Source organism: Pseudomonas sp. S2_A02, assembly GCF_054668495.1.
Map to the genome: position 1 here is coordinate 3470254 of NZ_CP162776.1, position 24964 is coordinate 3495217.

15 protein-coding genes and 1 pseudogene are annotated in these 24964 nt (G+C 61.6%); 2 read left to right on the top strand and 14 right to left on the bottom strand.

What is annotated here, in order from left to right:
* Positions 1-11 precede the first annotated feature (11 nt).
* The 7 genes and pseudogenes from AB4O41_RS15890 to AB4O41_RS15920 all read right to left on the bottom strand — a co-directional run bounded on the left by AB4O41_RS15890 (position 12) and on the right by AB4O41_RS15920 (position 14338).
* Positions 12-956, bottom strand: a complete 945-nt coding sequence (locus AB4O41_RS15890; protein ID WP_460143851.1) for a sulfotransferase family protein — start codon at positions 954-956, stop codon at positions 12-14.
* Positions 944-1724 (bottom strand): annotated as a pseudogene (locus tag AB4O41_RS15895) (aspartyl/asparaginyl beta-hydroxylase domain-containing protein). Before AB4O41_RS15895 ends, AB4O41_RS15890 begins: the two are co-directional and overlap by 13 nt.
* A complete protein-coding gene (gene cysC, locus AB4O41_RS15900) occupies positions 1721-2326 on the bottom strand; it encodes an adenylyl-sulfate kinase (protein WP_460143852.1) in 606 nt (201 codons plus the stop codon). The pseudogene AB4O41_RS15895 and the gene cysC overlap by 4 nt, the downstream one beginning before the upstream one ends.
* The gene (locus tag AB4O41_RS15905; RefSeq protein ID WP_460143853.1) at positions 2310-3824 is read right to left on the bottom strand and encodes a TolC family protein; all 1515 of its coding nucleotides are present in this window, start codon (positions 3822-3824) and stop codon (positions 2310-2312) included. The genes cysC and AB4O41_RS15905 overlap by 17 nt, the downstream gene beginning before the upstream one ends.
* Positions 3825-3864: 40 nt before the next feature.
* Positions 3865-11721, bottom strand: a complete 7857-nt coding sequence (locus tag AB4O41_RS15910; protein WP_460148354.1) for an Ig-like domain-containing protein — start codon at positions 11719-11721, stop codon at positions 3865-3867.
* A 50-nt stretch (positions 11722-11771) separates the two neighbouring features.
* Positions 11772-12617 carry a sulfotransferase family protein gene (locus tag AB4O41_RS15915; RefSeq protein ID WP_230174075.1) on the bottom strand — a complete coding sequence of 282 codons (846 nt, stop codon included), beginning with the start codon at positions 12615-12617 and terminating at the stop codon, positions 11772-11774.
* 149 nt (positions 12618-12766) lie between these two features.
* On the bottom strand, positions 12767-14338 hold the full coding sequence (locus AB4O41_RS15920; RefSeq protein WP_460143854.1) for a glycosyltransferase family 39 protein: 1572 nt from the start codon (positions 14336-14338) through the stop codon (positions 12767-12769).
* Between the two features lie 246 nt (positions 14339-14584).
* On the opposite strand from AB4O41_RS15920, the gene AB4O41_RS15925 reads away from it, so the two are divergent.
* Both AB4O41_RS15925 and AB4O41_RS15930 read left to right on the top strand, forming a co-directional pair.
* A complete protein-coding gene (locus tag AB4O41_RS15925) occupies positions 14585-15172 on the top strand; it encodes a phage tail protein (protein WP_048395974.1) in 588 nt (195 codons plus the stop codon).
* Positions 15173-15227: 55 nt separating this feature from the next.
* Positions 15228-15539, top strand: a complete 312-nt coding sequence (locus AB4O41_RS15930; RefSeq protein WP_460143856.1) for a DUF6916 family protein — start codon at positions 15228-15230, stop codon at positions 15537-15539.
* A gap of 118 nt (positions 15540-15657) precedes the next feature.
* Here AB4O41_RS15930 and AB4O41_RS15935 read toward each other — a convergent pair whose 3' ends face one another.
* The 7 genes from AB4O41_RS15935 to AB4O41_RS15965 all read right to left on the bottom strand — a co-directional run bounded on the left by AB4O41_RS15935 (position 15658) and on the right by AB4O41_RS15965 (position 24845).
* Positions 15658-16155, bottom strand: a complete 498-nt coding sequence (locus tag AB4O41_RS15935) for a GNAT family N-acetyltransferase (protein ID WP_460143857.1) — start codon at positions 16153-16155, stop codon at positions 15658-15660.
* A 12-nt stretch (positions 16156-16167) separates the two neighbouring features.
* Positions 16168-18264: a biotin/lipoyl-binding protein gene (locus AB4O41_RS15940; RefSeq protein WP_460143858.1), complete on the bottom strand. Its 2097-nt coding sequence runs from the start codon at positions 18262-18264 to the stop codon at positions 16168-16170.
* Positions 18265-19584 carry an efflux RND transporter periplasmic adaptor subunit gene (locus tag AB4O41_RS15945; protein ID WP_460143859.1) on the bottom strand — a complete coding sequence of 440 codons (1320 nt, stop codon included), beginning with the start codon at positions 19582-19584 and terminating at the stop codon, positions 18265-18267.
* Positions 19581-20363 (bottom strand): efflux RND transporter periplasmic adaptor subunit, encoded by a 783-nt coding sequence (locus tag AB4O41_RS15950; protein ID WP_460143860.1) that lies wholly within the window; start codon positions 20361-20363, stop codon positions 19581-19583. Before AB4O41_RS15950 ends, AB4O41_RS15945 begins: the two co-directional genes overlap by 4 nt.
* A gap of 278 nt (positions 20364-20641) precedes the next feature.
* Positions 20642-22219 (bottom strand): efflux transporter outer membrane subunit, encoded by a 1578-nt coding sequence (locus AB4O41_RS15955; protein WP_460143861.1) that lies wholly within the window; start codon positions 22217-22219, stop codon positions 20642-20644.
* Positions 22216-23280, bottom strand: coding sequence for an HlyD family secretion protein (locus AB4O41_RS15960; RefSeq protein ID WP_460143862.1), 1065 nt, complete (start codon positions 23278-23280; stop codon positions 22216-22218). Before AB4O41_RS15960 ends, AB4O41_RS15955 begins: the two co-directional genes overlap by 4 nt.
* 26 nt (positions 23281-23306) lie before the next feature.
* Positions 23307-24845, bottom strand: a complete 1539-nt coding sequence (locus AB4O41_RS15965; RefSeq protein WP_460143863.1) for an MFS transporter — start codon at positions 24843-24845, stop codon at positions 23307-23309.
* Positions 24846-24964 lie beyond the last annotated feature (119 nt).

Below are 24964 nucleotides of genomic sequence, written 5' to 3' on the forward strand. Positions count from 1 at the left end.
GGCCATTGCGATCATATTTTGCACAATCGCTCCAACGCCTCATAAGGCGCTAGCGCCCATTGTTGTATGCGTTCGTTAAGCAGCACCGAGGCTTCGCGACGCTTGTCATCGCTGTCCCCGACAAACACCTGCGACGGCTGCTTGGCATCTTGTCCCGCCGCCGTGAACACCCGTTTGCGTTGTTCGATATCCAAAGCAAAGAACACCGCCAACCGCCCCGTCATGGCCTGCGGCAGTTCGCTGTAATTCACCACCCATCCCCCAAACGCCCGGCATTGCGCCAACCCCACCGTCAGCAACCTCCCCAATCGTCGGGCGATGAAATCCTCACGGCTGCTGAACGGAGATTCCTCATCCAGCACACTCGCCCCGATCATCCCCGGCACCATGTGCATGCCCGGGCGACGCAGATGCGAGACGGCGATTTCCAGCGGATCGCGATAAACAAACAGCCAAGGCGTTTCGGGGAAGCACTCGCGCAGCAACGGCAGTTCACCGATGTTCCAGGCGTCGAGTTTGATCACCAGCCGTTGCTCCACGCCAAGCCGACGTTGCCCGTAGGCAGACAGCAACCCTTTGATGGCGGCACAGCGTTCGACGGCAGGCAAATCACTGCGCAGCAACGCATCCAGCGGCGGTGGTTCGCTGATGACGATGTGGTTATCGAGTTGCGCGAGCATCTGGCTGATCAGGGTCGAGCCGCAGCGAGAGGCGTGAAAGATAAAGGCGCTCGGCGTCAGGCCGGGACTGCAAACCTGCCAGGCAGCGAGGCTCGACAATGCAGTTTTCCGGCGAAACGCCTGATTGAACGGCAGCCGTAGCGCATCCTCCACCGCATCACGAAAAAACGGCTGATGCAGACGCGTGTCACCGAACCAGCACCAGTCGACTTGCCATTGCCCGGCCTCTTTCCAGACGCGGATCGGCAACCAGCCTTCGAGGTTCAGGCACTCCATTGTTCATTCCATTGACGGCGACCGTCGCGCATCGCCGCGCGCAGTTCTTCACGGGTGAACAGCAGACCCCGCTCGGCCCCCAGCTCCAGCGTACGGACGATGAAAGCTTCGTTGTCCTGCAACCCCTGCAAGGACTTGCACAGCTGCGGATCGCTGGCCACCAACGCCTGGAACCACACAAAAGCGTTATGGCCGATTTGCGGCGACGGCGTGGTTGCCAGCCCGTCGATAACCGCCTGCTCCAACCAGGCGTCGGCAATCGAGCACCAGATGAATCCGTGCCTGGGTATCGCGATTGTCCACGCGATGAGGCCGCGACAGGTCGAGAAACCAGCATTCGCCTGCGGCCATCGGCATGCGCTGGCCGTCCAGCAGAAAGTCCACTCGGGGTGGGCTGAGCAGCGGAATGTGCAGACGCAAATCAGCGTCTGGTTCGCCCAGGTCATAGTCGCGATGCTCGTGAATACGCCCGCCCGGGCCGAGCCGCAACAGGCGCGCGCAGACGATCTGCAGCGGCAGATCCCGCAGCCCTTGCTGCCATCGAACATCTTGCAGCCAAGGCGCACGCAATAAAGGCTCACCGCGACCGGGCGACAGTTCAGTCAAGGCATCGGCTGCGGAAATCAGCGCCACACCGCTCCAGTCGCCAGCGTAATAATCGCTATTGAAATGGCTGTGCCAATCGCCCTCGCCTATTGTCGCCAGCGCCTGCAACAGCAACGGCAAATCCACCGTAACCGGCAACCGGGAGAAGGCCGGCCGACTCATCGTTTCGGCAGCACCGCGCACTCGCCGAGCCAGGTCAGCAAACGGTCGAGACAGGCCTCGACCGACTGCGCGCCCGTGTCGAGCACCAGCGACGCACACGGCGGTGGTTCATAAGGCGCGGAGACACCGGTAAACCCCGCCAACTCACCCCGTCGAGCCCGAGCGTAATGACCTTTGGGATCACGCTGTTCACACACCGCCAAAGAAGCGCTGCACCAGACTTCGCGGTAATCCTCGCCCAACCGTCGGGCGAACACTTCACGCAACTCCACCAAAGGCGCGATCATCGCGAGAATGACAATCTGCCCGTTCTCGACCAACAGCGCCGCGAGTTCGCTGGCGCGGCGGATGTTTTCCAGGCGATCACTGTCGGTAAACCCCAGATCGCGATTGAGCCCCACCCGCAGTCCGTCGCCATCGAGCACCACACTCTGCACGCCATGCTCGAACAGCTCGGCGTGCAGTGCCTGGGCCAAGGTTGACTTGCCCGCGGCCGGTAAACCGGTCAGCAGAATCGCCGTGCCGCGATGGCCGTTGCGGGTCTCCCTTTGGGCGCGGCTGATGCTCGCCGTCGGCGCCAGCAGGTTATTGGACCGGGGCATGGGCCACCGGCACTGAGATGTTGCCCGCCGCCCACGCCTCTTCGCGATTGGCCAGGGCGGTGGCGATGGATTGGACTTCGGTCGATTGCACTTCGTCAGGCAACGGATCAAGACCGGCACTCGCGAAGATTTGCCCGTAAGCGTTGCGCAGGTCGGCGTAAGACAAGTCGCGTCGCAGATCTGCTTGCAATGTGTTCAGCTCACCCTGAATCAGGTCCAGTTCGCCCAGCCCGGCCGCCTGATAACGATTGCGCAGTTGGCCAACGATTTGCCCATCAATGTCTGACAGTTGCTGATTGGTCTTGAACTGCCGCATCGCCTCGCGATAGTTGGCGTTAGCCACGTAAAGCTGCGCCAGTACGGCAATCGACATCGCCTGTCGACGCGCCGTGGCGACTTCTTCACCGGCCTTGGCAACGTCGATCGCGGCGGGTGCGGAAATCACATTGAACAGGTTCCAGGTGACTTTCACCCCATAATCCGCCCAACCCTGCTCCACCAAAAACGAGTTGCTGTCGTAATGCCCACCGGCGGAAAACTCCAGCCCCGGCAGCAGGCGCAGCATGGCTTTGCGGGTTTCGGCGGCGCTGATGCGGGTCTGGTAATCCTGCTCTCGCAACTCCGGCCGACTGGTCAGGGCTTCCTGTTCCAGGCTGGCGAGGTCGATCTTGAGCTCCGGGATGACGTAATCGTCCTGGGTCGCCAACTTGAGGTCAGTGCCCAGCGGCAGATTGATCAGGGTCGCCAGCTCGGTTTTCGCCAGCGACAACGCACGGCGCTGTTCTTCCAGTTGGCGGGTCGCTTCGATCAGTGAGCGCTGATAACCCAATGCCTGAATCGGATCCCCGATGCGCTGCTCGCTCATGCTCTGGCTATTGTTGCGAGCGGTTTCGACCCGAGCCATCAGGCTGTCGATTTGCTTGAGCAAACGTTCGGCGGCCATGGCTCGCCAATAGGCCGAGCGTACGTCCTGAACGATGGTGTTGATCACCTTGCGCCGACGCTCCTGCACGATCAGCCGCTGATCGCCCTGCTGCTTGGCACTGATGTAACTGACACCGAAGTCGAGCACGTTCCAGACCATGGTCAGGTCCGCCACGTCACGATCGCGATCCTGGGAGGTCGACGGTTCCAGGGACTGGGTGCCGGTTTCCACGCTCTGACTGCTGGAAGCGTTGACGTTGTTACGCCCCACGTACCCGGCGTCCAGCGCCATGCGTGGCAACATATCGAAACTGGCAAGGTCGAGTTGGCGCTTGGCCAGGGCCTCTTCCATAATCTTGAGCCGGCCTTCGAGGTTGTACTTCACCGCGCGGGCCATGGCCTGGTGCAGGGTCAGCGGCCCGCTGAGGGGCTCCTGACCCGTGTACATGTTTTGCAGATCGCTCTTGGCGCGCTGTTGGCTGACGCTGCGTTCGATCGGTTTACTGGTGACTGCACACCCGCTGATCGCCAGCGCCAGCAGGCTGGCGCCGAATAACTTCTGACTTCTCTTCATCCTTGGAGCCCCCAGGTGCCGCCCTGCTTTAATGGTTTTTTCAGACCTGCATTTCACTGATGCCGACCTGTTGCAAAGCCGCGGCCAGGCTTTCGACCTGCCGCTGCTCGGTGTCTTTGAGTTGTTGCAATTGCTGGCCGAGACTCGGTGCGCCAAACACCCCGCGCAACCCTTGGGAAGCATCTCCCATCCTGATTGAGTTATTACCAAAGGTGCTCAGCGAATCCCCTTCGCTGCCAGTGTCCTGATTGAACAGATTCGACAGCGTGCTGCTGCCGAAGACCCCGCCGTCCCCCCCGCCAAAGCCGAGGAAGCCGTGGCCTGAGCCATCGCCACCGTTATCACTGCTGCTGAATACTTGTGCGATAAAGCTTGGCGTCAGCGCACCGTGGTTCATGAAAATGTCGCCCAGAGGCCGAATGCCGTTGCCGATCACCCGCTGTTCAAACAGCGGGGTAAAGGTCAGCGGCGAACCAAGATCGCCAGTGGGCGGAGCGAAGATGATCGGTTGTAATGTCACGTTGGGCTGAGCGGGCACGGTGACAGGTGGCAAGACCACAAACTCGGCCACGGTGTTGATCGTGTAGTTGTTGGAAACCGCAACGCTGGCACCTATGTTGCCCGCCAGGTCCGTGACATTGCTGGTGTCCAGCGCAATGAAGTTGCTCGGGTCGGTGATGTTCGCGGTAGGGGTGAACGTTCCGGTCCAGGTCTTGCCGCCGTCGCTGCTGGCCAGGTTGGTCAACTCGCCGTTGGTGACGCTCAAGTCCGACAAATCGAAGTCGCTGACCGCCTCGCTGAAGGTGAAGGTCACCAGCGTCGTCTGGCCAATGCCCAGTGTCGGGCTGGCAACCACGATGGTGACGGTCGGGCGAGTCGCATCGAGCGCATAGTTGTTGGAAATGGCGATACTGGCGCCGGCATTGCCCGCCGCGTCGAGCACATTGCCGGTGTCGAGCAGGATCAGGTTGGTCGTATCGTTAAGGCTTGCGGTCGGCGTGAGCGTGGCGGTCCAGGTCATACCGCCGTCGCTGCTGACCAGATTGGACAGCACGCCATTGGCAACGCTGAGATCCGACAAATCGAAACCGGACACCGCTTCGCTGAAGGTAATGGTCACCGTGGTGGTTTCACCAATGCCCAGTTTATTGTCCGCGACCACAATGGTTGCGGTCGGGCGAGCGGTATCGATCGCGTAGTTGTTGGAATCGGTCACGCCGACGCCGCTGTTGCCCGACGCGTTAATCACACCGCTATTGTCCAGGCGGATCAGGTTAGTGGTGTCTGTCACGCTGGCCGTTGGCGTGAAGGTCGCGGTCCAGGTGACGCCGCCATCGCTGGACGAAACGTTGCTGAGAGTCCCGTTGGCAATAGTCAGGTCGGCGTTGCTGAAACCGCTGACCGCTTCAGAGAAGGTGATCGTCACCAACGACGTTTCACCGACCTTGAGCGCATTGTCGGCAACCACGATGGTGGCGGTCGGCACCTGGGTTTCCACCACATAGTTGGCCGAGTTGGTGGTGCCCGCCCCGGTATTGCCGGCCACATCCGTTACACCGGTATTGGCCAGGATGATGAGGTTGCTGGCGTCGGTAATCCCGGCAGTCGGGGTGAAAGTTCCGGTCCAGGTGATGCCGCCGTCGCTGCTGCTTACCGCGCTCAAGGTACCGTTGGCGATGCTCAAATCACTGTTGTCGAAACCCGTTACCGCCTCGCTGAAGGTGATGGTCACCAGCGCGGTTTCCCCCGGTTTCAGGGTCGTGTCGCTCATCACGATGGTTGCGGTCGGACGAAGGCTGTCGATGGCGTAGTTATTGGAATCGGTGGTGCCGCTGCCCGTATTGCCAGCCCCGTCGATCACTCCGGTGTTGTCCAGGGTAATCAGGTTGGTGGAATCGGTGACGCTCGCCGTCGGCGTCAGGGTTGCGGTATAGGTGATGTTATCGCTGGTGCTCAGATTGCTCAGGGTACCGTTGCTCACCGTCAGGTCGGCCGTGGTAAATCCGGTCACCGCCTCGGAGAACGTGATGGTCACCACCGATGTTTGACCCACGGCCAGTGCCGCGTCCGCGACCACGATAGTGGCCGTCGGGCGCACGGTGTCGATGGCGTAATTGTTGGAATCGGTGGTGCCGCTGCCGGCGTTGCCCGAGCCGTTTTGTACACCGCTGTTATCCAGGGTGATGAGGTTACTGGTGTCGGTGATGGCATTGGTCGGCGTAAAGGTTGCGGTCCAGGTGATGCCACCATCACCGCTGGTCACGGCGCTCAAGGTGCCATTGGCGATGGTCAGATCGGCATTGGAGAAACCGCTGACCGCTTCACTGAAGGTGATGGTCACCAGCGAGGTTTCACCGACGCTCAACGCATTATCGGCAACGACGATAGTGGCCGTCGGCAGCACCGTATCGATGGTGTAGTTGCCGGAGTTGGTGGTGCCGCTGCCGGTGTTACCAGCCCCATCGGTCACGCCGGTATTGTTAAGGGTGATGACGTTGCTCGAGTCATTCACGCCGATGGTTGGGGTGAAGGTCGCGGTCCAGGTAATGCCGCCGTCACTGCTGCTGACCGCGCTCAACGTGCCGTTGGCGATGCTCAGGTCGGCATTGGTGAAACCGCTCACCGCTTCGCTGAACGTGATGGTCACCAGCGAGGTTTCGCCGGCGCTCAGGGTAGCGTCGGCCACAACGATGGTCGCGGTGGGTCGGACCGTGTCGATGGCGTAGTTGTTGGAATCGGTGGTGCCGCTGCCGGCATTGCCCGCCAGGTCGCTGACCCCGGTGTTGTCCAGGGTGATCAGGTTGGTCGTGTCGTTGATGCTCGCGTTCGGGGTGAAGGTGGCGGTCCAGGTGATGCCACCGTCACTGCTGCTCACCGAGCTCAATGTGCCGTTGGTAATGGTCAGGTCCGCGTTGGTGAAACCGCTCACCGCTTCGGAGAAGGTGATGGTCACCAGAGAGGTTTCGCCGATTCTCAGCGCCGTGTCCGACACCACGATGGTGGCCGTTGCCCGCACGGTGTCGATGGCGTAATTGTTGGAATCGGTGGTGCCGATGCCCACGTTACCGGTGCCGACAGCCTGCACGCCGGTGTTGTCCAGGGTGATCAGGTTGGTTGCGTCGGTAATGCTGGTGGTTGGCGTGAACGTTGCCGTCCAGGTAATGCCGCCATCACTGCTGCTCACAGCCGTCAAGGTGCCATTGGCAATGGTCAGGTCGGCGTTGGTGAAACCGCTGACCGCTTCACTGAAGGTAATGGTCACCAGCGACGTTTCACCGATTTTCAGCGCATTGTCGGCCACCACGATCGTCGCGGTCGGCAGGGTGGTGTCGATGGCGTAGTTGTTGGAATCGGTGGTACCGCTACCGGCATTGCCGGACAGATCGCTGACCCCGGTGTTGTTCAGGGTGATCAGGTTGGTGGCGTCGGTAATGCTGGCGGTTGGCGTGAACGTGGCCGTCCAGGTGATGCCGCCGTCACTGCTGCTGACCGCGCTCAGCGTGCCGTTGGCGATGCTCAGGTCGGCATTGGTGAAACCGCTCACCGCTTCGCTGAACGTGATGGTCACCAGCGAGGTTTCGCCGGCGCTCAGGGTAGCGTCGGCCACAACGATGGTCGCGGTGGGTCGGACCGTGTCGATGGCGTAATTGTTGGAATCGGTGGTGCCGCTGCCGGCGTTGCCCGACAGATCGGCCACGCCGGTGTTGTCCAGGGTGATCAGGTTTGTGGTGTCGTTGATGCTCGCAGAAGGCGTGAAAGTCGCGGTCCAGGTGATCCCGCCGTCGCCGCTGCTCACCGAGGTCAAAGTGCCGTTGGTAATGGTCAGATCCGCGTTGGTGAAACCGCTCACCGCTTCGGAGAAGGTGATGGTCACCAGCGAGGTTTCGCCGATTCTCAGCGCGGTGTCCGCAACCACAATGGTGGCCGTTGCCCGCACGGTGTCGATGGCGTAATTGTTGGAATCGGTGGTGCCACTGCCCACATTACCGGTGGCGGCAGCCTGCACGCCGGTGTTGTCCAGGGTGATCAGGTTGGTCGTATCGGTGATGCTGGCCGTCGGGGTGAAAGTTGCCGTCCAGGTGATGCCGCCGTCACTGCTGCTCACCGCGGTCAACGTACCGTTGGCGATGGTCAGGTCGGCGTTGGTGAAACCGCTCACGGCCTGGTTGAAGGTGATGGTCACCAGTGACGTTTCACCGATTCTCAACGCAGTGTCCGCCACCACAATCGTCGCAGTCGGCGGGGCGGTGTCGATGGCGTAGTTGCCCGAGGAACTGATCCCGCTGCCGGTGTTGCCCGCCAGATCCGCCACGCCGGTGTTGGCCAGGCTGATGACGTTGGTCGCGCTGATAATGCCTGCTGTCGGAGTAAACGTGGCGGTCCAGGTGATGCCGCCGTCACTGCTGCTCACCGAGGTCAACGTGCCGTTGGCGATGCTCAGGTCGGCGTTGGTGAAACCCGTAACTGCCTCGGAGAAGGTGATGGTCACTAAGGAGGTTTCGCCTGCTGTCAGCGCTGTATCGGCCAGCACGATGGTGGCGGTCGGGCGAACCGTGTCGATGGCGTAGTTGTTGGAATCGGTGGTGCCACTGCCGGCGTTGCCCGACAGGTCGCTGACCCCGGTGTTGTCCAGGGTAATCAGGTTAGTCGTGTCGTTGATGCTCGCGGAGGGTGTGAAGGTGGCGGTCCAGGTGATACCGCCGTTGCTGCTGCTCACCGCAGTCAACGTGCCGTTGGTAATGGTCAGGTCGGCGTTGGTGAAACCGCTGACCGCTTCGGAGAAGGTGATGGTCACCAGAGAGGTTTCGCCGATTCTCAGTGCCGTATCTGCGACCAGGATGGTGGCCGTTGGGCGCACGGTATCGATGGCGTAATTGTTGGAATCGGTAGTGCCGCTGCCGGCATTGCCCGCCAGGTCGCTGACGCCAGTGTTGTCCAGCGTGATCAGGTTGGTCGTGTCGGAAATGCTGGCGGTCGGGGTGAAGGTCGCCGTCCAGGTGATACCGCCGTCGCCGCTGCTCACCGAGGTCAACGTGCCGTTGGTGATGGTCAGGTCGGCGTTGGTGAAACCGCTGACCGCTTCACTGAAGGTGATCGTGACCAGAGAGGTTTCGCCGATTCTCAACGCCGTGTCCGTCACCACGATGGTCGCGGTTGGACGGAGTGTATCGATGGCATAGTTGTTGGAATCGGTAGTGCCACTGCCGGCATTGCCCGCCAGATCAGCCACCCCGGTGTTGTTCAGGGTGATCAGGTTGGTCGTGTCATTGATGCTCGCGTTCGGGGTGAACGTAGCAGTCCAGGTGATGCCGCCGTCACTGCTGCTCACCGAGGTCAACGTGCCGTTGGCGATGGTCAGGTCGGCGTTGGTGAAACCACTCACCGCCTCGGAGAAGGTGATCGTTACCAGAGAGGTTTCGCCGATTCTCAACGCCGTGTCCGTCACCACGATGGTTGCCGTTGGCCGCACGGTATCGATGGCGTAGTTGTTCGAGTCGGTGGTGCCACTGCCGGCATTGCCCGCCAGGTCGCTGACCCCGGTGTTGTCCAGGATGATCAGGTTGGTCGCGTCAGTGATGCTGGCGGTCGGGGTGAAGGTCCCCGTCCAGGTGATGCCGCCGTCGCTGCTGCTCACTGCAGTCAACGTGCCGTTGGCAATTGTCAGGTCGGCATTGGTGAGACCGGTGACCGCTTCGTTGAAGGTGATGGTCACCAACGAGGTTTCGCCGGCCCTGAGGGCCGTGTCGGTGAACACAATGCTGGCGGTTGGCCGCGCCGTATCGACGACATAATTATTGGAGTCGGTGGTACCGACGCCGGCGGTGCCCAGACCGTTTATTACCCCGGTGTTGTCCAGGGTGATGACGTTGGTCGTATCGGAAAGACTGGCGGTCGGCGTGAACGTTGCCGTCCAGGTGATGCCGCCATCGCCGCTGCTCACTGCCGTCAACGTGCCGTTGGCGATGGTCAGGTCCGCATTGGTGAGACCGGTCACGGCCTCGGAGAACGTGATCGTTACCAAGGACGTTTCGCCGATGCTCAGTGTGGTGTCAGCGACCACAATGGTCGCGGTCGGCGGCGGCGAATACGCGGTGTTAAGTACACCTCCGTCGTTGTAGATGGTCGCGACGGAGGTCGGCGAGGTGCCGGTTGTACCTCCGCCCTGCGCGGTACCGCCTGCACCACTAGCCCCGGCATTACCGGCCAGGGCCGCGAAGTTGGCTGCCGTGATCAACAGTGTGCCTTTGTTCCAGATCGCACCGACGCCCCGGCCGCCTACGCCGCCATTGCTGGCATTGGCATAGCCACCACCACCGCCGCCGCCACCACCGGCGCCAATGTTGTTGCTAATGGTCGACGTGCCGACGATGGTCATGGTGCCGGTACTGGCGTTGTAGATCCCGCCCACCGCGTTGCCGCCAGCGCCACCTACCTTGTCCCAACCGGCCCCGCCGCCACCGCCGCCAATGGAAAGCGTGCCATTGGTGGCCGTCGCACCGTTACCGCCGTTGGTGTAATTGAAAGCGCCCAGCCCGCCAGCTCCGCCAGTGCTGGTGCCACCGTGACCGCCTATGTCGACCCCGCCATAATAACCGCCGTTACCACCGATACCACCGATACCCGCCTGACCCTCCATGGTGCCAGTGCCCGGCCCTACCGAACCGCCATGCCCGCCGCCCTGGCCGCCCAAACCGCCGCCGCCACCACCGCCACCGCCGTAAAAAGCGCCGGTGACACCACCGCCGCCACCGCCACCGGAAGCGCCGTTGGAGGTCACGGTAACGTTGTTCAGGGTCAGAATCCCTGCGTTGAAAATCCCCCCGGCCATCGCGCCGGTGGCGCCGTAACCACCGTTGCCGCCCGTGCCCGACACCAGGCCTCGGGTGATTACCAGGCCATCGAGCGTCACGATTTTGCCCGCCACTATTTCAATCACTCGGGTCCGGTACTGACCATCGAGAATCACATCAGCCGCGCCGTCGTTGTTCAAGTCGCCATCAACGGTAATGTTCTCGTTGATCAGCAGTTCGGACGTCAACTGCACCGTCATGCTGCTGTTAAAGGTGACGATGTCGCCGTTCTGCGCCGAGGCGATGGCGGCACGCAACGAGCCGACGCCCGTGTTGGCGTTGTTGGTGGCGGTCCAGGTGGCCAGCCCCCACTGATACTCGCTCATGGCCGTGGTCGAGAGGACGTTGGCGCTTTCGATGTTGCCGGTGGCAATTTCCAGATTCCAGTCGCCACCGACCCCGGTGCGATTGCTGGAAGCAGCCACATCGCGGCCAGTCATTTGAGCCAGCGAGTCGATAAAACTCAAGCCACGCTCACCTTCGGCGGTGTAGCAGCCATAGATCAAAATGTCGCCACCGACGTTCATGTCCTTGCCGATTTCCGTCAGCACTGCGCTGCGGGCCGCGACGTTGTCGGCCGACAGATAACTATCGCCTAGCCACAGATCGCCAGCGTTGCCGTGAGCAATGATCTGCACCGAACTGACGCCCTGATGGGTGTCCAGATAATCAGCGATTTGCTGCAAGCCATCTTTGCTGGCATCCAGCTGAACCACCTGAGTACCAGGCGCGATGCCCTGAAGCAGGCTGCCAGCATCTTTGACCCGCGAATCGACGAACACCACACTCTGCCCCGGCACCGCAGCGGGGGCCGGTGCTGGCGTGGCATCGGCCTGGCCGTGGGTGTCTTTGCTGGCGACCGGCTGGTCGGCCGTCGGCGCCTTGACCGCCTCGGCGGTGGCATGGCTGTCAGCCTGGGCAGTGTCGGCAAGCGTGGCGGCCACCGCGCCATCGAACAGCATTCGCGGCTCCAGGGACATGATCATTGGCGAGGCCAGCGCTCGTGCGCCTTCGGTAACCCGCGACTTGCCTTTGCTCCACCACATGCTGCTCACCCGGACTCGAACTTTCTGACGCATCAATGAAAACGCCGCGATCAACTGATCGCGGCGTCGGCTTTCATACGAATGACATTGGCAGCGCTGGCTGAGCCATCGAGCCAAAAGGACAACTCGGCGTACTGCTTGAACAAGTCCGGCGGCAGGATCGTGCGCCTGGATTGCAATTGAACCTTGGCCTTCACCTTGTGCAGCCCCGAGAGGCCGAGGGCCTGGTCGAATTCCGGTGCGTCGTAGGCCAAATGATCGAAGTCATGTTCGAACCAGGGTTCGCCGATGAAGTCGTAGACCAGTCGCATCACCCGCTCCGGCGCCTGGCTCAGCAAGTCGTAATCGATGATCAGCAACGAGTCGGCGTGTTCGCCGTAATAGGCTTCCTTGAGGGCGGCCCAGGAAAACCCCACCAGCCGATTACGCTGGGCCAGGGTTTCGCAGCGGCTGTAGACCGTGTTGCGTTCGACCGCATCGCCGAACAGCTTGGTGTTTTCGAAGGGGTTGGCGCGGTACAGGCGCTCGATGCTGTCCATGACCCAGGCGACATTGCGTACGCAGGCAATGATCTTGGCTTGAGGAAACAGATCACTGATCGCCGGCAGGCGCGAACTCCACAGACGGTTGGTGTCGAACACCACCGGTTTGTCGGCCTTGTCGGCGTAGAAGGAATCGAACAGGCCGCGCAACAGGCGGCGACGCAGGTCGGTGTCGATCACCGCACCGAATTCGCTGCCGGCGCTGCATTGCTCCAGCACCCCGGAAAAGAGCGCCCCCACGGGACTGGTCATACCGGCATGAAAGCGCGGGTTCTGCAACAGAATCGCAGAAAGCAGGGTTGAGCCTGAACGCGGCAAGCCGGAAATAAAGTGGAATTGTTGCAATCCATTCACCCGTCGACAGTCCTTTGTACGACGGAGCGTAGACCATGAATTGCCTTACAGCGAGTGGTGTTTTGATATCAAATCGGAGCTAAATCGACTGGAAAAATACGATTAACAAGCTCAGAAAAGATGAATCGTTTAAGCCTTTAAGCCCAACGCTACTTCAGCACATACAAGCGCGCCTCGACGCCTCCCGCGTGGGTTTCACTGAGGCGTTGCCAACCCGCAGGCAAGGGGGCGAATTCGTCCGGTCCATCGATGGTACCGACCAGCCAAACTCGACCATTACCTTTGGGCAATGCGCCAAGACTATCCAGGTAGATATCATGGGTCACCAACGTGCCGAAACCGTAAGCGTTCGGCCGGCTCGACCTGCCATCGGCCAATGGCGGCGTGTACAGCAACGGTTTGGCGTCAGCGCGGTTGTAATAGACATAACTCAGGTACCAAAGCATGTCGCTGGTGACGATTCGATCGCCGGGGGTGAAGTGCTGGTTCACGTAGTTGACCATGACGCTGATCTGATCGTCCGTATCCACCGTGGCGTTGTTCTTCAGGCCCACCAGTTCGATGCCGACAAACAGCATCAGCACTGCCAGCGCGAATACCCTGGAGCCCGCGTACAAGCGATCGATGGCCAGCGCCACCAGCATCGGCAAGCCCAGGGCATAAGCGGTCAGGTAACGCTCGATAAACACCGGCGAGATGAACGACACCACAAACACCAGCAACACCGGGAGAACGGTGTAGATCAACGCCAGTGCACTGCCACGGAAAACACTGCGATCCCGCGCCAACGCCACGCCAGCCAGGGCCAGCAGCGTCAGTGGCAGTGCGATAAAAACCAGCGTGGGCAGGTTCTCGCCATCGTCCTGAATCAGGAACGACCAGATCATCGAAGGCAATGAGCCGAGCGTGACCGGCACCTCCCACCCCACATCGCCATTGGCTTTGAGCTGATCCATGTGCTGGATCAGATCGATCAGATTGGGCACCCACGGCAGGTACAGCGCCACAATCGTCGCATTGGCCAGCCACCAGCCAGAGCGCTGAATGTGCCGTAATCGATACCCTGATTGCACGCGGATCAGTCCCAGATACAGCCAGTGGCAAAGCACACACAGCGCCGTGAAGTAATGGGTGTAGAACGCCGCACTCATCAGCAGGGTGTAAATCACCAGATAGCGCGTGCGTTGCGGCCGCCTGATCCAATACATCAAGGCGATCGTGGCACCGATCAGCCACAACCCCAGCAGCGAATACATCCGCACTTCCTGGCTGTAACGCACCGCCGTGGGCAACAGCGCCAGCAGGACCCCGGCCAGCAACGCGGCGCGGCGGGTAGCGAGCAGGTCCACCAACCAGACTCCGAGCCCAACCGTGGCAATCCCCGGCAGCGCACTCAGGCTGCGAATCGAAAAAATGCCGTCGCCGAACAGGCCGATCCAGCCGTGCAGCAGCATGAAATACAGGGGTGGATGCACATCATGAGCCGCATGTTCCCAGATCCCGGCCAGGGAATACTGGCTCAGCAACAGGCTGGACCCTTCGTCGCCCCAGATCGCTGCCGCCGTCAGGTCGTAAAAACGCACCAGGGCGGCCAATACCAGGATCGACAATAGCCAGTGCTCGCGCGCCCAGCGCAGCAAGCGGCGGACAGCCGCCCACAACCCCGGCATCGCATGCGGGTCCTGGGTATCGCCCAGCGGAGTTTCTCTGCGCGCCTCCATTACCTCCCCTTGCAACGGCCATGTAAAAACCGAAGCTTCACCAGCACTTTAGGTCAGGCGCGGGGCCGTCGTCGATGCTGGCCTTGCGACGGACGACGTCCGGCAATCATTCCGATCAGCGTCTACGCTTTGGCGTGGCGTGACCCAGCCACGGAGATGAAAGGAGTCGGCTGATCAGCGCGAACTGCCCGGATAACCGGGCCTGCAACGTGACGTATCAGACACTAACCTGAGGGATGAGGAATCATGGAAGTATTCATCGGCACTATCCAGCCTTTCGCCTTTAACTTCGCGCCCAACGGCTGGGCCCTATGCAACGGCCAGACGCTGAGCATCGCGCAATACAACACGGTTTTCGCACTGCTGGGAGTCAATTTCGGAGGCAATGGCACCACCAGTTTCATGCTGCCCAACCTGCAAGGTCGCATGCCGGTCGCCATGGGCAACGGCCTGGGCCTGACCCCACGCGTCATCGGCGAAGTCTCCGGGACCGAGAACGTCACCGCGACCATCACTAACCTGCCCAACCACACCCACGCGTTGTCCGGGCTCACGGCCACCACCACCCTGCAACTGGCCAGCCCGGCGAGCAACCCGGTCACCAACCCGACCGCTACCAACTCGTACATCGGTGCCTCCGGCGGCGGCCCCGGCTCGGCGAGTATTTACTCCGATCAGCAAGGTGCCGCGGCCGTACCGCTCAAGGGCGTGGCCACTACGGTAACGGGGGAAATCTCGTCCGCCGGCAACGGCTTGCCCATGGAAGTGATGAACCCATTCCTGGTGCTTAACTTCAGCATCGCCCTGAACGGTCTTTTCCCTTCACGTAACTGAGGGTCTGGCCGGGGGATGCAAATCCCCCGGCCACTTTTACTGATGGAGTGATGCCATGCTGCAACAGGTTCAAAGCCAACACTTTCAGGCGCTGCTGGGCAAGGCGGGGACGCTACGGCTGCCCGATGGCAGTGAATTGCCAATCCATATCGACACCCTTGCAGAAACGCCCCGCTCACAGATGCCAAACAGCGAGCGCATGCCGTTCAGCGTCGAGCTCAACAGCCTGCAACCCACCGATTTTGTCGATGGCTTGTGTGCGCTGGAGTTGCCGGAGCTGGGCCGGGTAGAAGACATTTTCGTGTCGCGGGTACCAGCAATGGGACGTGATCCGCAACTGGGGTACTTCTACATCGCGTTCAACTGAACATGGATCTCAATGTGGGAGCGAGCCTGCTCGCGATAGCGGTGGGTCATTCAATAATGATTTTGAAAGTGATGGCCCTTTCGCGAGCAGGCTCGCTCCCACAAGGGGTGGTATGGATTCACCCCTGTGGGTACCACACCAACCGCTCCGCAGCCGGGTTGCGCTCTTCAACCTGAAACCCCAGCGCCAGGTAATGCTGGCGTGCATGGGGATTGTTGGCCCAAACCACCGTCGCCACCGGGCAGCGGATTTGCTGTGCGGCTTTTTGCACGCCTTGCAGCACCGTCCGACCGTAACCCTTGCCGCGGGCCTGTGGGATAAAAGCCAGGTACAGCACGCGAATTTCATTGGGGCCGAAGTCGGTGGTCAACGCGCCAATGGCCGTGTCGAGTTTCTCGATCACGTAATGCATGGCGTTGGGGAAGTTCTCCCCCAGCCCTTGTTCCTGCACCTTGAATTGCTGGGCAACCACCTGCTCAACCACTTCCTCCTCACCGTCGATCCATTGCAGATCCGGCCGCGCCGCCTGGTAAAGGCTGTGCAGAAAAGGTCCGTCGCTGGTCCGCGAAGGCCTGACCACCAAGCCATCCGCTGCCACTGAATCGGTTTTCGCCATCGCTGCTCTCCGTTAAAAACCGCTTTCCCTGACACCCAACGCCGCCAAGCGTCGCCAGGCAACACCCAGCAACGACTCGCCACTGCCTTGCAACACCACAATGCCGCGCAAGGGTTGCACCGGTGTCGGGGTATTTTCGAGGATGCTCAACCGCGCGCCGTACTGCGCCTGCACCGGCTCGGCGCGCTGATGCTGATCACGCCGCACGGCGATCGGCCCGTGGTGATCGGAAGTCAGTGCTTCCTGATCGACATAAGCCACGCCGTTGGTGTCGATTTCGCTCAATTGCACGGCGATCGCCGGGTGCATCGGGTCATCGGCGATGAACCGTCCGCTGGCACCCGGGGCGACACGCCACAGTTCGGCTTCGGCCAGATAACCGCGCAACCGCGCGCCGTCCTCTACAACCCGGGCCAAAGGATCCTTGGTCGAAAGCCAGCGGCCGACCGTGAGCTGCGGCAGCAGATCGCGCACCTTGCCGCCGTGGGGTGCGCGCAGCAGCAGACGTTCACGCTGGGCGGCCAGACCCCGATATTCGGCCACCGCTTCCGCCAGGCGCTGTTCGACGATACCGGCATCGGCGGCGGTTTCGCTGCGGCCGGCCTGACGGCGCATCTGCAACTGCTGGATCTGGATTTCGCGACGGACGATGGCCTGACGTGAGTCCAGATCCGGGGATTCCAGCTCGATCAGCACCTCACCTTGAGCGACGATCTGGCCGTCGTGCACATTCACCGTTTTGACCCGCGCCGCCACCGGCGCGTGCAGGGCGCTGGCACGTCCGGCCTCAAGCATCGTCGGCAACTCCACCGCACTGCGCCATGGCAGCGCCAGCAGCAGCAACAACCCAAGCAACGCCAGACCGCTGAGCAGTACCCGAGGCGCATGCGCCTGTTCACGACGGCTCCACCATTGCCGCCACTCGCTCAGGATCGGCAGAAAAATGAACCACACCAGTTCCACCAGCATCAGGAAAATCCCCAACACCTTGAAGAACAGGTGATAGACCGCCAGCGCAATCCCGAAAAACAGCGCCGCCCGCCACAACCACGCGCCATACCCCCAGATCAGCAAACGCCGCTGCATCTTCGGCGACCAAGGCTCCGGCGCCGGGGCCGCGTAGCCGAACAAAAACTCGCGTAGCCGCCAGCGACACAAGGCAAAGGCTCGCCCTTGAAGGTTGTCCACTTCCCAGAAATCACTGAGCAAGAAGTAGCCATCGAAACGCATGAAAGGATTGAGGTTGATCACCAGCGTGGTGATCCAGGTCGCACTGGCGAGCATAAACGCCGCCGTGCGCCCGGGGCCGTCAGGCAGCAGTGACCAGGCGAGCAGCGCGATACACGCCAACACCAGCTCCGCCAGCACCCCGCCGGCACCGATCAGCAACCGCGCACGGCGATCATTGACGCGCCAGGCGTCGCTGACGTCCGTATAAAACATCGGCAGCAGCACCATGAACGCGACGCCCATGCTCTGCACCCGACAACCGGCGCGCTTGGCCATGAAGGCGTGGCCGAACTCGTGGCAAAGCTTGGCGAAAAACAGCGCCACACCAAACGCCAGCGCACCGCCAAGGCTGAACAGGTGCGGAAAGGTGGCGATAAAGCGCTGCCAATCCCGTGAGACCAGAAACACCCCGAGCCCCAGTGTTGCGGGCAATCCGTAGCGCAATGCACGCGGGCCGAAACGCTCCAGCCATGGCCAGGCCCGATTGAGAAAGGCGTCCGGGCGCCACAGCGGAATCCGGAAAAACAGGTATTGATGCAGCAGGATTTGCCACAGGCTTTGGCGCTGAGCCGAGGCCTTGAGGCTGTAACTGGCGCGCTGCGACGGGTCGAGGGCGCTGATCAGGTCGTGGCCGCGCAAAAACTCCAGTAATTGCTCAAGCGCCGCACCATCCAGCGGCAACCCCGGTTCGCGGTTGGCGGCACGCAGCACTTGCTCCGGATCACCCAGGGACCAATGGCGCAGCAGGCGCATCGCCGCCGCACCGAGTTTGAAATAGCGCCCACGCACCGGGTCGGCCAAGGTCCAGCGCGGCGATCCGTCGAGGGCTGGGGCCGCCGTCGACAATTGCAGGTCTGCCCGCAGGCTCGGCAGGCTCATCTACAGGCCCACACTCTGACGCAACCCGGCCAACGGTCGACGCAACAGGTACAACGCCAGTGGTGCACGGTCGCCGAAGACTTTCGCGGTGCCGCGCAGGCCGATACGCGGCGGTGCGGCGTCGAACGTCGCATCCAGTCGATAAGCCAGTTGCCCGGCAGCGGTGGGCTGCGCTTCGTAAGCCGAACGTTCGAGTTTGGCCAAGTGTCGCTGCAGCGGATCGCTGTCGAGAAACAGTGCGACCTGCGCCCCCGATTCCAGGGCAATCGCATCGCCCACGGCCAATTCGATGCGTAGCTCGGCCTGATTCGGGTCGGCGATTTCCATCAGCCGCTCGCCGGTTTGCACGGGTTTGCCGGTCCAGCGTTCGGCGTCGGCGAACACCGCGATACCGTCCCGCTCTGTGCGTACTTCGCTGCGTTTGAGCAGCTCACGGGCGTAATCCCGTTCGGCGCGTTTCTGCTCCACTCGCGCCGCCAGCAAATCGATTTTTGAACTGGATTCGGCATCGGCAAAGGAGCGTTGGGAATTGGCCTTGAGTTCCGCTTCGGCAACGCCCAGGGCGCGCTCGGCCACATCGGCCTGAGCCTTGAGCGTGGTGCTTTCGAAGCGCAGCAGCAGGTCGCCGGTTTTCACCGTCTGGTTGGGTTTGACCAGAAACTCGGCGATCACCCCGTCCAGCGGCGCCGCGACCACCCGACCGCCCAACGGGACGACTTCGGCCGGTGCCAGCACCGATTGGCGCACCGGGATCAGCAACCCGAGCAACAACACGACAACCAGCGCCACTTGGCGCTTGCGTGTCCAGCGCAGTCGCCAGGGTTTGCGCGGTTGCTGCGCGAGCCAGGCATGGCTGTAGGTGTCGCCCAGTTGCGACAGCAGCACTTGTTCGGAAGGGTTCCACGGCACATCCCGCGCCAGCCACAGGCCGCCGAACACATCGCCCTGATGATCGATCAGCGGCAGCCAGAACACCTGAGTGGCTGACAGACTTTGCCAATCCGCCAGAATCGATTCACTGAGAAGATCGGGCGTGATCACCCGTGCCTGTTTCAACACCTCAAGCTTGAACAGCTGCGCAACCGCTTGCTCGACAAATGCCACGAACGGCGCATTCGGTTCCACGGCACTGACACCGGTGACCGCCTGCACCTTGCCGGCGATCAACAGCGCGGCATGGCGGAAACCGAACAGCGCCTGACCGTCATTCACCAGGCTGTAAGCCAGTTGCGAAGGCGTGCGCGCGGCGCGGGTCTGGCGTTCGAGGTCGAGAAACCTTGCGAACACCTGCTCGGCGCCGCCGGTCACCGGGGCGTTCATTTGAGCTCCGCGAAATGCGCCGTTCCGCTCATGCCGGCCAACAGACCGTTGGCATTGGGCAGCACCGCCACCAGCAGCAAGGTCTGGCTGCCTTCGTCGATCCGCGCACCGAGGCGTTTGACTGTGGCATCCAGCGGCTGACCGGTTTCATCGGGGACAAAACTGAACGTCTGGCCGGGCTTGAGTTTGCCCATCCAGCGCGACGGCACCAACAGGTGAATTTCCAGGGTGCGGTTATCGACCACGTCCAGCAACGGCGCGCCGGCGGCGACGCTTTCGTAGCGCTTGACCTTGCGCTCGACGACCTGACCATCGAACGGCGCCACCACATTGCAGCGTTTGACCTGAACCTGATAGACCTGAGACTGCGCCTGAATCTCGCTAACCTTGGCCTCGGCCCGCGCCACTTCAAAGCGCCCGACCGAATTCAACGCCGCCAGTTGTTTGTTGTGCGCCAGCTCTTCACCAGCACCCCGGCTGGCAGCCTGAGCCGCGTTGAGCTGGGCCTGATAAGCCGAACAGTCAAACCGCGCCAGGGTGTCGCCCTTTTTGAACGACTCGCCCTCACTGAACGGCAACTCGACAATCCGCCCCGACAACTCACTGGCCAGCACCGCCTGATCCCGGGCCCGCAGCACACCACGGGCATCACTGCTGGCCGACGCGTTACCACCGACCGCACTGTTTTCCAGCAACGGATCGTCTGGCGCAGGCGTTTGTGCCTGTACTACGCACGTTACGAAGGTCAATCCAATAACCAAAATACGAACACGCCGCATAACCGTAACTCCCTGACGGATGAGCGGAGTCTATGACAGCGGGGGTGAGCGTCAAGCCGGATGGCCATCATTGGTTGAAAGAGCGTGCTCGCCGATCAGTATTAATTGCCTTACAAATCATCCAGAAGGTTCCTACACCAAAGCCGGCCACAGATTGCAGACGTAGACCTGACACTTTAATCTCACCGAACTAAACCTTGTACGCAGCGATTAAGTTCGCTGGCAGTCAGGGTGAAGAAACCGGCTCCGGCCGGTTTTTTCGTTTTTCTGCGAGCAGATCAGCGCTGCGCCGTCACTGCCACCGGATACACCGACTCCCATCCCCCGCCCAACGCCTTGTACAAACCGACCATCGCCAACGACACCCCGGTCGAACTCTCGACCCACTGCTGCTGGGTCGCCAGCAATTCGCCTTGCACAGTGAGGACGTTGACGAAATCCACCACCCCTTCGACGTATTGCTGTTGCGCGGTTCGCAGGGCGATCTGGTTTTGGCGCACGGCCTCGGCAAGGCTGTCCCGGCGCAGTTGGCTGGCGTTGTAGGCGGTGAGTTGATCGTCGATTTCATGCCAGGCCCGCAGCACAGTTTGCTGGTAGGCCAACGCCGCTTCCTGTTGTTGGGCTTCACGCAGGTGCAGCATGCCGCGCAGGCGACCGCCGTCGAACAAGGGCAGGCTGAACTGCGGACCGATGCCGAACGAACGCGAACCCCAGGAACCGAAATCGCTTAATTGCATGGCTTGCGAACCGATATTGCCCGACAGGGTGATCCGCGGATAAAAATCGCCCTTGGCCACGCCGATGCTGGCGGTAGCGGCATGCAGACGAGCTTCGGCCTGACGGATATCGGGGCGGCGTTCGGCCAATTGCGACGGCAAACCGATGGCGACTTGACGCGGGGTTTGCGGCACGGGAGCGTCTGTGGATAACTCGGCGGACAGCGCTTGCGGCGGTTCGCCCATCAACAGGCTCAGGGCGTTGATCAATTGCGACTGACGCTGCTCCAGCGCCGGCAAACGTGATTCGATGGCCGCGACTTGCGCAGCAGCTTCGGCAACGTCCAGATCCGTGGCAACACCATCGGCCAGACGCAGTTGCGAGAGTTTCAAACTGTGCCGGGCGACATCGAGGTTCTGCTCGGTGACGGCCCGCGTGCTTTGCACACCGCGCAGTTGAATGTAGTCCTGAGCGGTTTCGGCGAGCACCGACAGCAGCACGCCGAGACGATTGTTTTCCGCCACTTCCAGAGTGGCATCAGCGGCTTCGGTTTCGCGGCGCACACGGCCCCAGAAATCCAGCTCCCAAGAGGCGGAAAAGCCTGCGTCCCACAGATTGAACGCCGAGTCGCCGTTGTTGCCCGACGGATCGCTCAAGCCTTCACCGCTGTTGCGTTTGCGTCCGTAGCTGCCGGTGGTGGCGGTGTTGGGATAGCGGTTGGCGGTGATCACCTGGCGCGCGGCGCGGCTTTGCTGCAAGCGGCTGCTGGCGAGTTTCAGGTCGAGGTTGTCGGTCAGGGCGCGTTGGGTCAGGGCCGAGAGTTTTGGGTCGTGGAATACTTCCCACCAGCGTTCGTCCATTTCGGCGGGAGCGATCTGACTGGCGGCGGCTTTGGTTGGTTTGGACCATTCGGCCACTTGTTGCGGCTGAGGTTTCTGGAAGTCCGGGCCGACAGTGCAAGCCGAAAGGCTCATGACCAGCAAGACATAAAGGGGGATGTGAGGCCACTGCCCTCTTCGCGAGCAAGCCCGCTCCCACACTGGATCTCCTTTTGAGCATAAAGCTTGAGCACCCAGCAGATCGAATGTGGGAGCGGGCTTGCTCGCGAAGACGTCAGCCCCATCAACAAAAATCTTCATCGTTGCGCAACCTCATGCTCGCTGGCGCTTGCAGTATCAATCCTTGCCTCCACCGACATCCCCACCCGCAACCGCTCGGCCAACGCCTGACCCGACTCCAGAACGATTTTCACCGGAATCCGTTGCACAACCTTGGTGAAATTGCCGGTGGCGTTGTCCGGTTTGACTGAGGCAAAGGTCACACCAGTGGCGGGTGCGATGCTCTCGACGCGACCGCGCAGAGCTTCGCCGCCGAGGCTGTCGACGTGCACTTGCACGCTCTGCCCCGGCTGTACGTCAGTCAGTTGGGTTTCCTGAAAATTGGCGACCACATAGGCCCGTTCCAACGGCACCACGGCCAGAATCTTGCTGCCCGGTGTGACATAGGCACCGACCCGCACCGCGCGCTCGCCAACCATGCCGTCCTGGGGCGCGACGATGCGCGTATAGGACAGCTCATAGCTGGCCATTTCCAGCGCCGCTTGCGCTCGCTTCAGCCCTCCTTCGGCCGCATCACGCTGGGCGGCTAATATCTCCACCTGCTTGCGTTCCGCCGCCAGCACCGCTGTGGCATTGGCCAATCGAGCGGTGGCTTGATCGATACGTGTACGCGCTTGCTGAGCATTCTGCACCGTACCGGCGCCTACCCCGGCGAGGTGGTTGTAGCGGTTCAGTTCATGCTCGGCGAAGGCCATTTCTGCCTTCGCCGAAACCACGGTGGCCTGGGCCTGAGCGATCACCGATGTCTGGCGCTCAAGGGTTGAACGAGCGTTCTGAAGTTGCGCCCTGGCCACCAGGGTTTCTGCATCGGCAGCCTCAGCGGCAGCGCGCAGATCGCGGTCGTCGATCAACGCCAGTAGCTGTCCGGCCTTGACCTGCTGATTGTCTTCCACCAGCACGTCCTTGATGAACCCCGCCACGCGCGGTGCCACCAGGGTGAAGTCCGCCGAAACGAAGGCATCGTTGGTGCTCTGCTGCGTACGCTTGCCGAACAAGCCCGGCGCCAGCAGATAAACCAACACGCCGAGCGCCATCACTGCAGCAACGCCGACAGCAACTTTTTGCTTTGATTGAGTCGTCATAAAAACCTTCTGTTTCAGTGAAACATTCAAGTCGGCGCGCGCGGTGGATAGATCCGCGTCGGCAGCCAGAAAATCAGCAGGATCAGCGCCACGGCGACGCCGGCCATGCACAGATAAAGATCGGAGGACGTCAGCACCACGGCCTGTTGATGCAGTCGGTGAGCGAGACCAGCGCTAGCACCGTCAACCAGAGGCGAATTACCCAGGTTGTCCACCAGCATGGTCGAGTGGAAATGCAGCCTTGCCGTGGTCAGCGCCTCGATCACACCGGTGGCGATCACCGCCGCCAGGCCTTTCACGGTATTGAACCAGGCCGAGGCGTACGGCCCTTCCATCGGCGTGATGCTGCCGGTGGAGAGCATCAACAGCGGCAGCACGGCCATAGGCTGGCCGAAAATCTGCAGCCATTGCAGGACATAGAAATCGTCGCGAATCCACGCCGGCGTCAGCTGCGAACCACCGAGGCAAGACAGCGTCAGCATGCTCAGGCCGATCCCCAGCACCCAGCGGCAATCGACCCAGCGCAGGTTGCACAGCGCCGCCACCAACGGCAGCGCGATCAATTGTGGCAATGCCGCCAGCAGCATGATCGGCGCGGTCTGCACCGGGCGATAACCCTGGACCTGAGCCAGGTAACTGGAAGGAATGAGGACCACCGCGAGCAACACCACCAGCACGCCGGCCAGGGTCAACAGCGCGAACGACAGGTTGCGGATACCGAGCATCTGCAACTTGAAGAACGGAATCGGTTGCGACCACTCATTGATCAGAAACAGCACCAGCAACAGCAGCCCGCCGCCGAGCAGTCCACAAATCAGGCTCGACTCGAACCAGTCCAGTCGATTGCCTTGCAGAATGCCGATCACCAACATGCCGATCGCCGCAAACCCCAGCAGCAAGCCGCGCCAGTTGAACTGCTTGAAGCGTTCCAGCCGCAGCGGATCCTGAGGCAAACCGTAAGCCACCGCCGCCATGGCAAACAGGCACGGCACGACGATTTGCCAGAAGGTCCATTGCCAGCCGACGTACTCGGTCCACAACCCGGCTAGCGGCGTGCCGAGGCCGGGGCCGAAGGTCGCCGTCAGGGCATAACCGGCCAAGCCATAGAGTTTCACGTTGGCCGGCAGGAACCGCAGGGCAACGGTCATCAGCATCGGCGGCAGCGCACCGCCGGCCAGACCTTGCAAGGTGCGCATGACCAGCAGGCTTTCGTAATTCGGAGCGAACGGGCACAACACACCCAACAGGGTGAACGCACTGATCGCGCACAGCGTGAAGCGCCGCAACGAGAACGTCACCGAACACCAAGGGGCAAACGCCATGGCGGCCACCGAGGTCGCGGTGTAACTGGCGACCAACCAGGTGCCTTCGTCGTAACCGATGGCCAACGCGCCGCGAATATCGGCCAGGGCGACCTTGGTCACCATCTCGTTCAGGCCCGACACCAGCACCGCCAGCAACACGCCCACCAAGCCAATGATGATTCGCGGGCCGAAGACCGGAGGCGTGATGGCGGTCGCTGGTTTGGCCGCAACGAGAGGCGCCGCGACCGTGAGGGAAGTCATGTACTGCAAGCTCCGGAAGGGGAATACCGAAGCATTTTAGGGAGCATGGAAGCTTACGAAAATTGACTTATTGGCAGCTTATAAGTGTGTTTTATGCAGCAATACAGAACCCCTGTGGG

What these genes read in the sequence shown, in the direction of transcription:
- AB4O41_RS15890 (WP_460143851.1), bottom strand. Translation starts at nt 956, where the DNA reads ATGGAGTGCCTGAACCTCGAAGGCTGGTTGCCGATCCGCGTCTGGAAA.
- cysC (WP_460143852.1), bottom strand. Translation starts at nt 2,326, where the DNA reads ATGCCCCGGTCCAATAACCTGCTGGCGCCGACGGCGAGCATCAGCCGC.
- AB4O41_RS15905 (WP_460143853.1), bottom strand. Translation starts at nt 3,824, where the DNA reads ATGAAGAGAAGTCAGAAGTTATTCGGCGCCAGCCTGCTGGCGCTGGCG.
- AB4O41_RS15910 (WP_460148354.1), bottom strand. Translation starts at nt 11,721, where the DNA reads ATGTGGTGGAGCAAAGGCAAGTCGCGGGTTACCGAAGGCGCACGAGCG.
- AB4O41_RS15920 (WP_460143854.1), bottom strand. Translation starts at nt 14,338, where the DNA reads ATGGAGGCGCGCAGAGAAACTCCGCTGGGCGATACCCAGGACCCGCAT.
- AB4O41_RS15925 (WP_048395974.1), top strand. Translation starts at nt 14,585, where the DNA reads ATGGAAGTATTCATCGGCACTATCCAGCCTTTCGCCTTTAACTTCGCG.
- AB4O41_RS15930 (WP_460143856.1), top strand. Translation starts at nt 15,228, where the DNA reads ATGCTGCAACAGGTTCAAAGCCAACACTTTCAGGCGCTGCTGGGCAAG.
- AB4O41_RS15935 (WP_460143857.1), bottom strand. Translation starts at nt 16,155, where the DNA reads ATGGCGAAAACCGATTCAGTGGCAGCGGATGGCTTGGTGGTCAGGCCT.
- AB4O41_RS15940 (WP_460143858.1), bottom strand. Translation starts at nt 18,264, where the DNA reads ATGAGCCTGCCGAGCCTGCGGGCAGACCTGCAATTGTCGACGGCGGCC.
- AB4O41_RS15945 (WP_460143859.1), bottom strand. Translation starts at nt 19,584, where the DNA reads ATGAACGCCCCGGTGACCGGCGGCGCCGAGCAGGTGTTCGCAAGGTTT.
- AB4O41_RS15950 (WP_460143860.1), bottom strand. Translation starts at nt 20,363, where the DNA reads ATGCGGCGTGTTCGTATTTTGGTTATTGGATTGACCTTCGTAACGTGC.
- AB4O41_RS15955 (WP_460143861.1), bottom strand. Translation starts at nt 22,219, where the DNA reads ATGAAGATTTTTGTTGATGGGGCTGACGTCTTCGCGAGCAAGCCCGCT.
- AB4O41_RS15960 (WP_460143862.1), bottom strand. Translation starts at nt 23,280, where the DNA reads ATGACGACTCAATCAAAGCAAAAAGTTGCTGTCGGCGTTGCTGCAGTG.
- AB4O41_RS15965 (WP_460143863.1), bottom strand. Translation starts at nt 24,845, where the DNA reads ATGACTTCCCTCACGGTCGCGGCGCCTCTCGTTGCGGCCAAACCAGCG.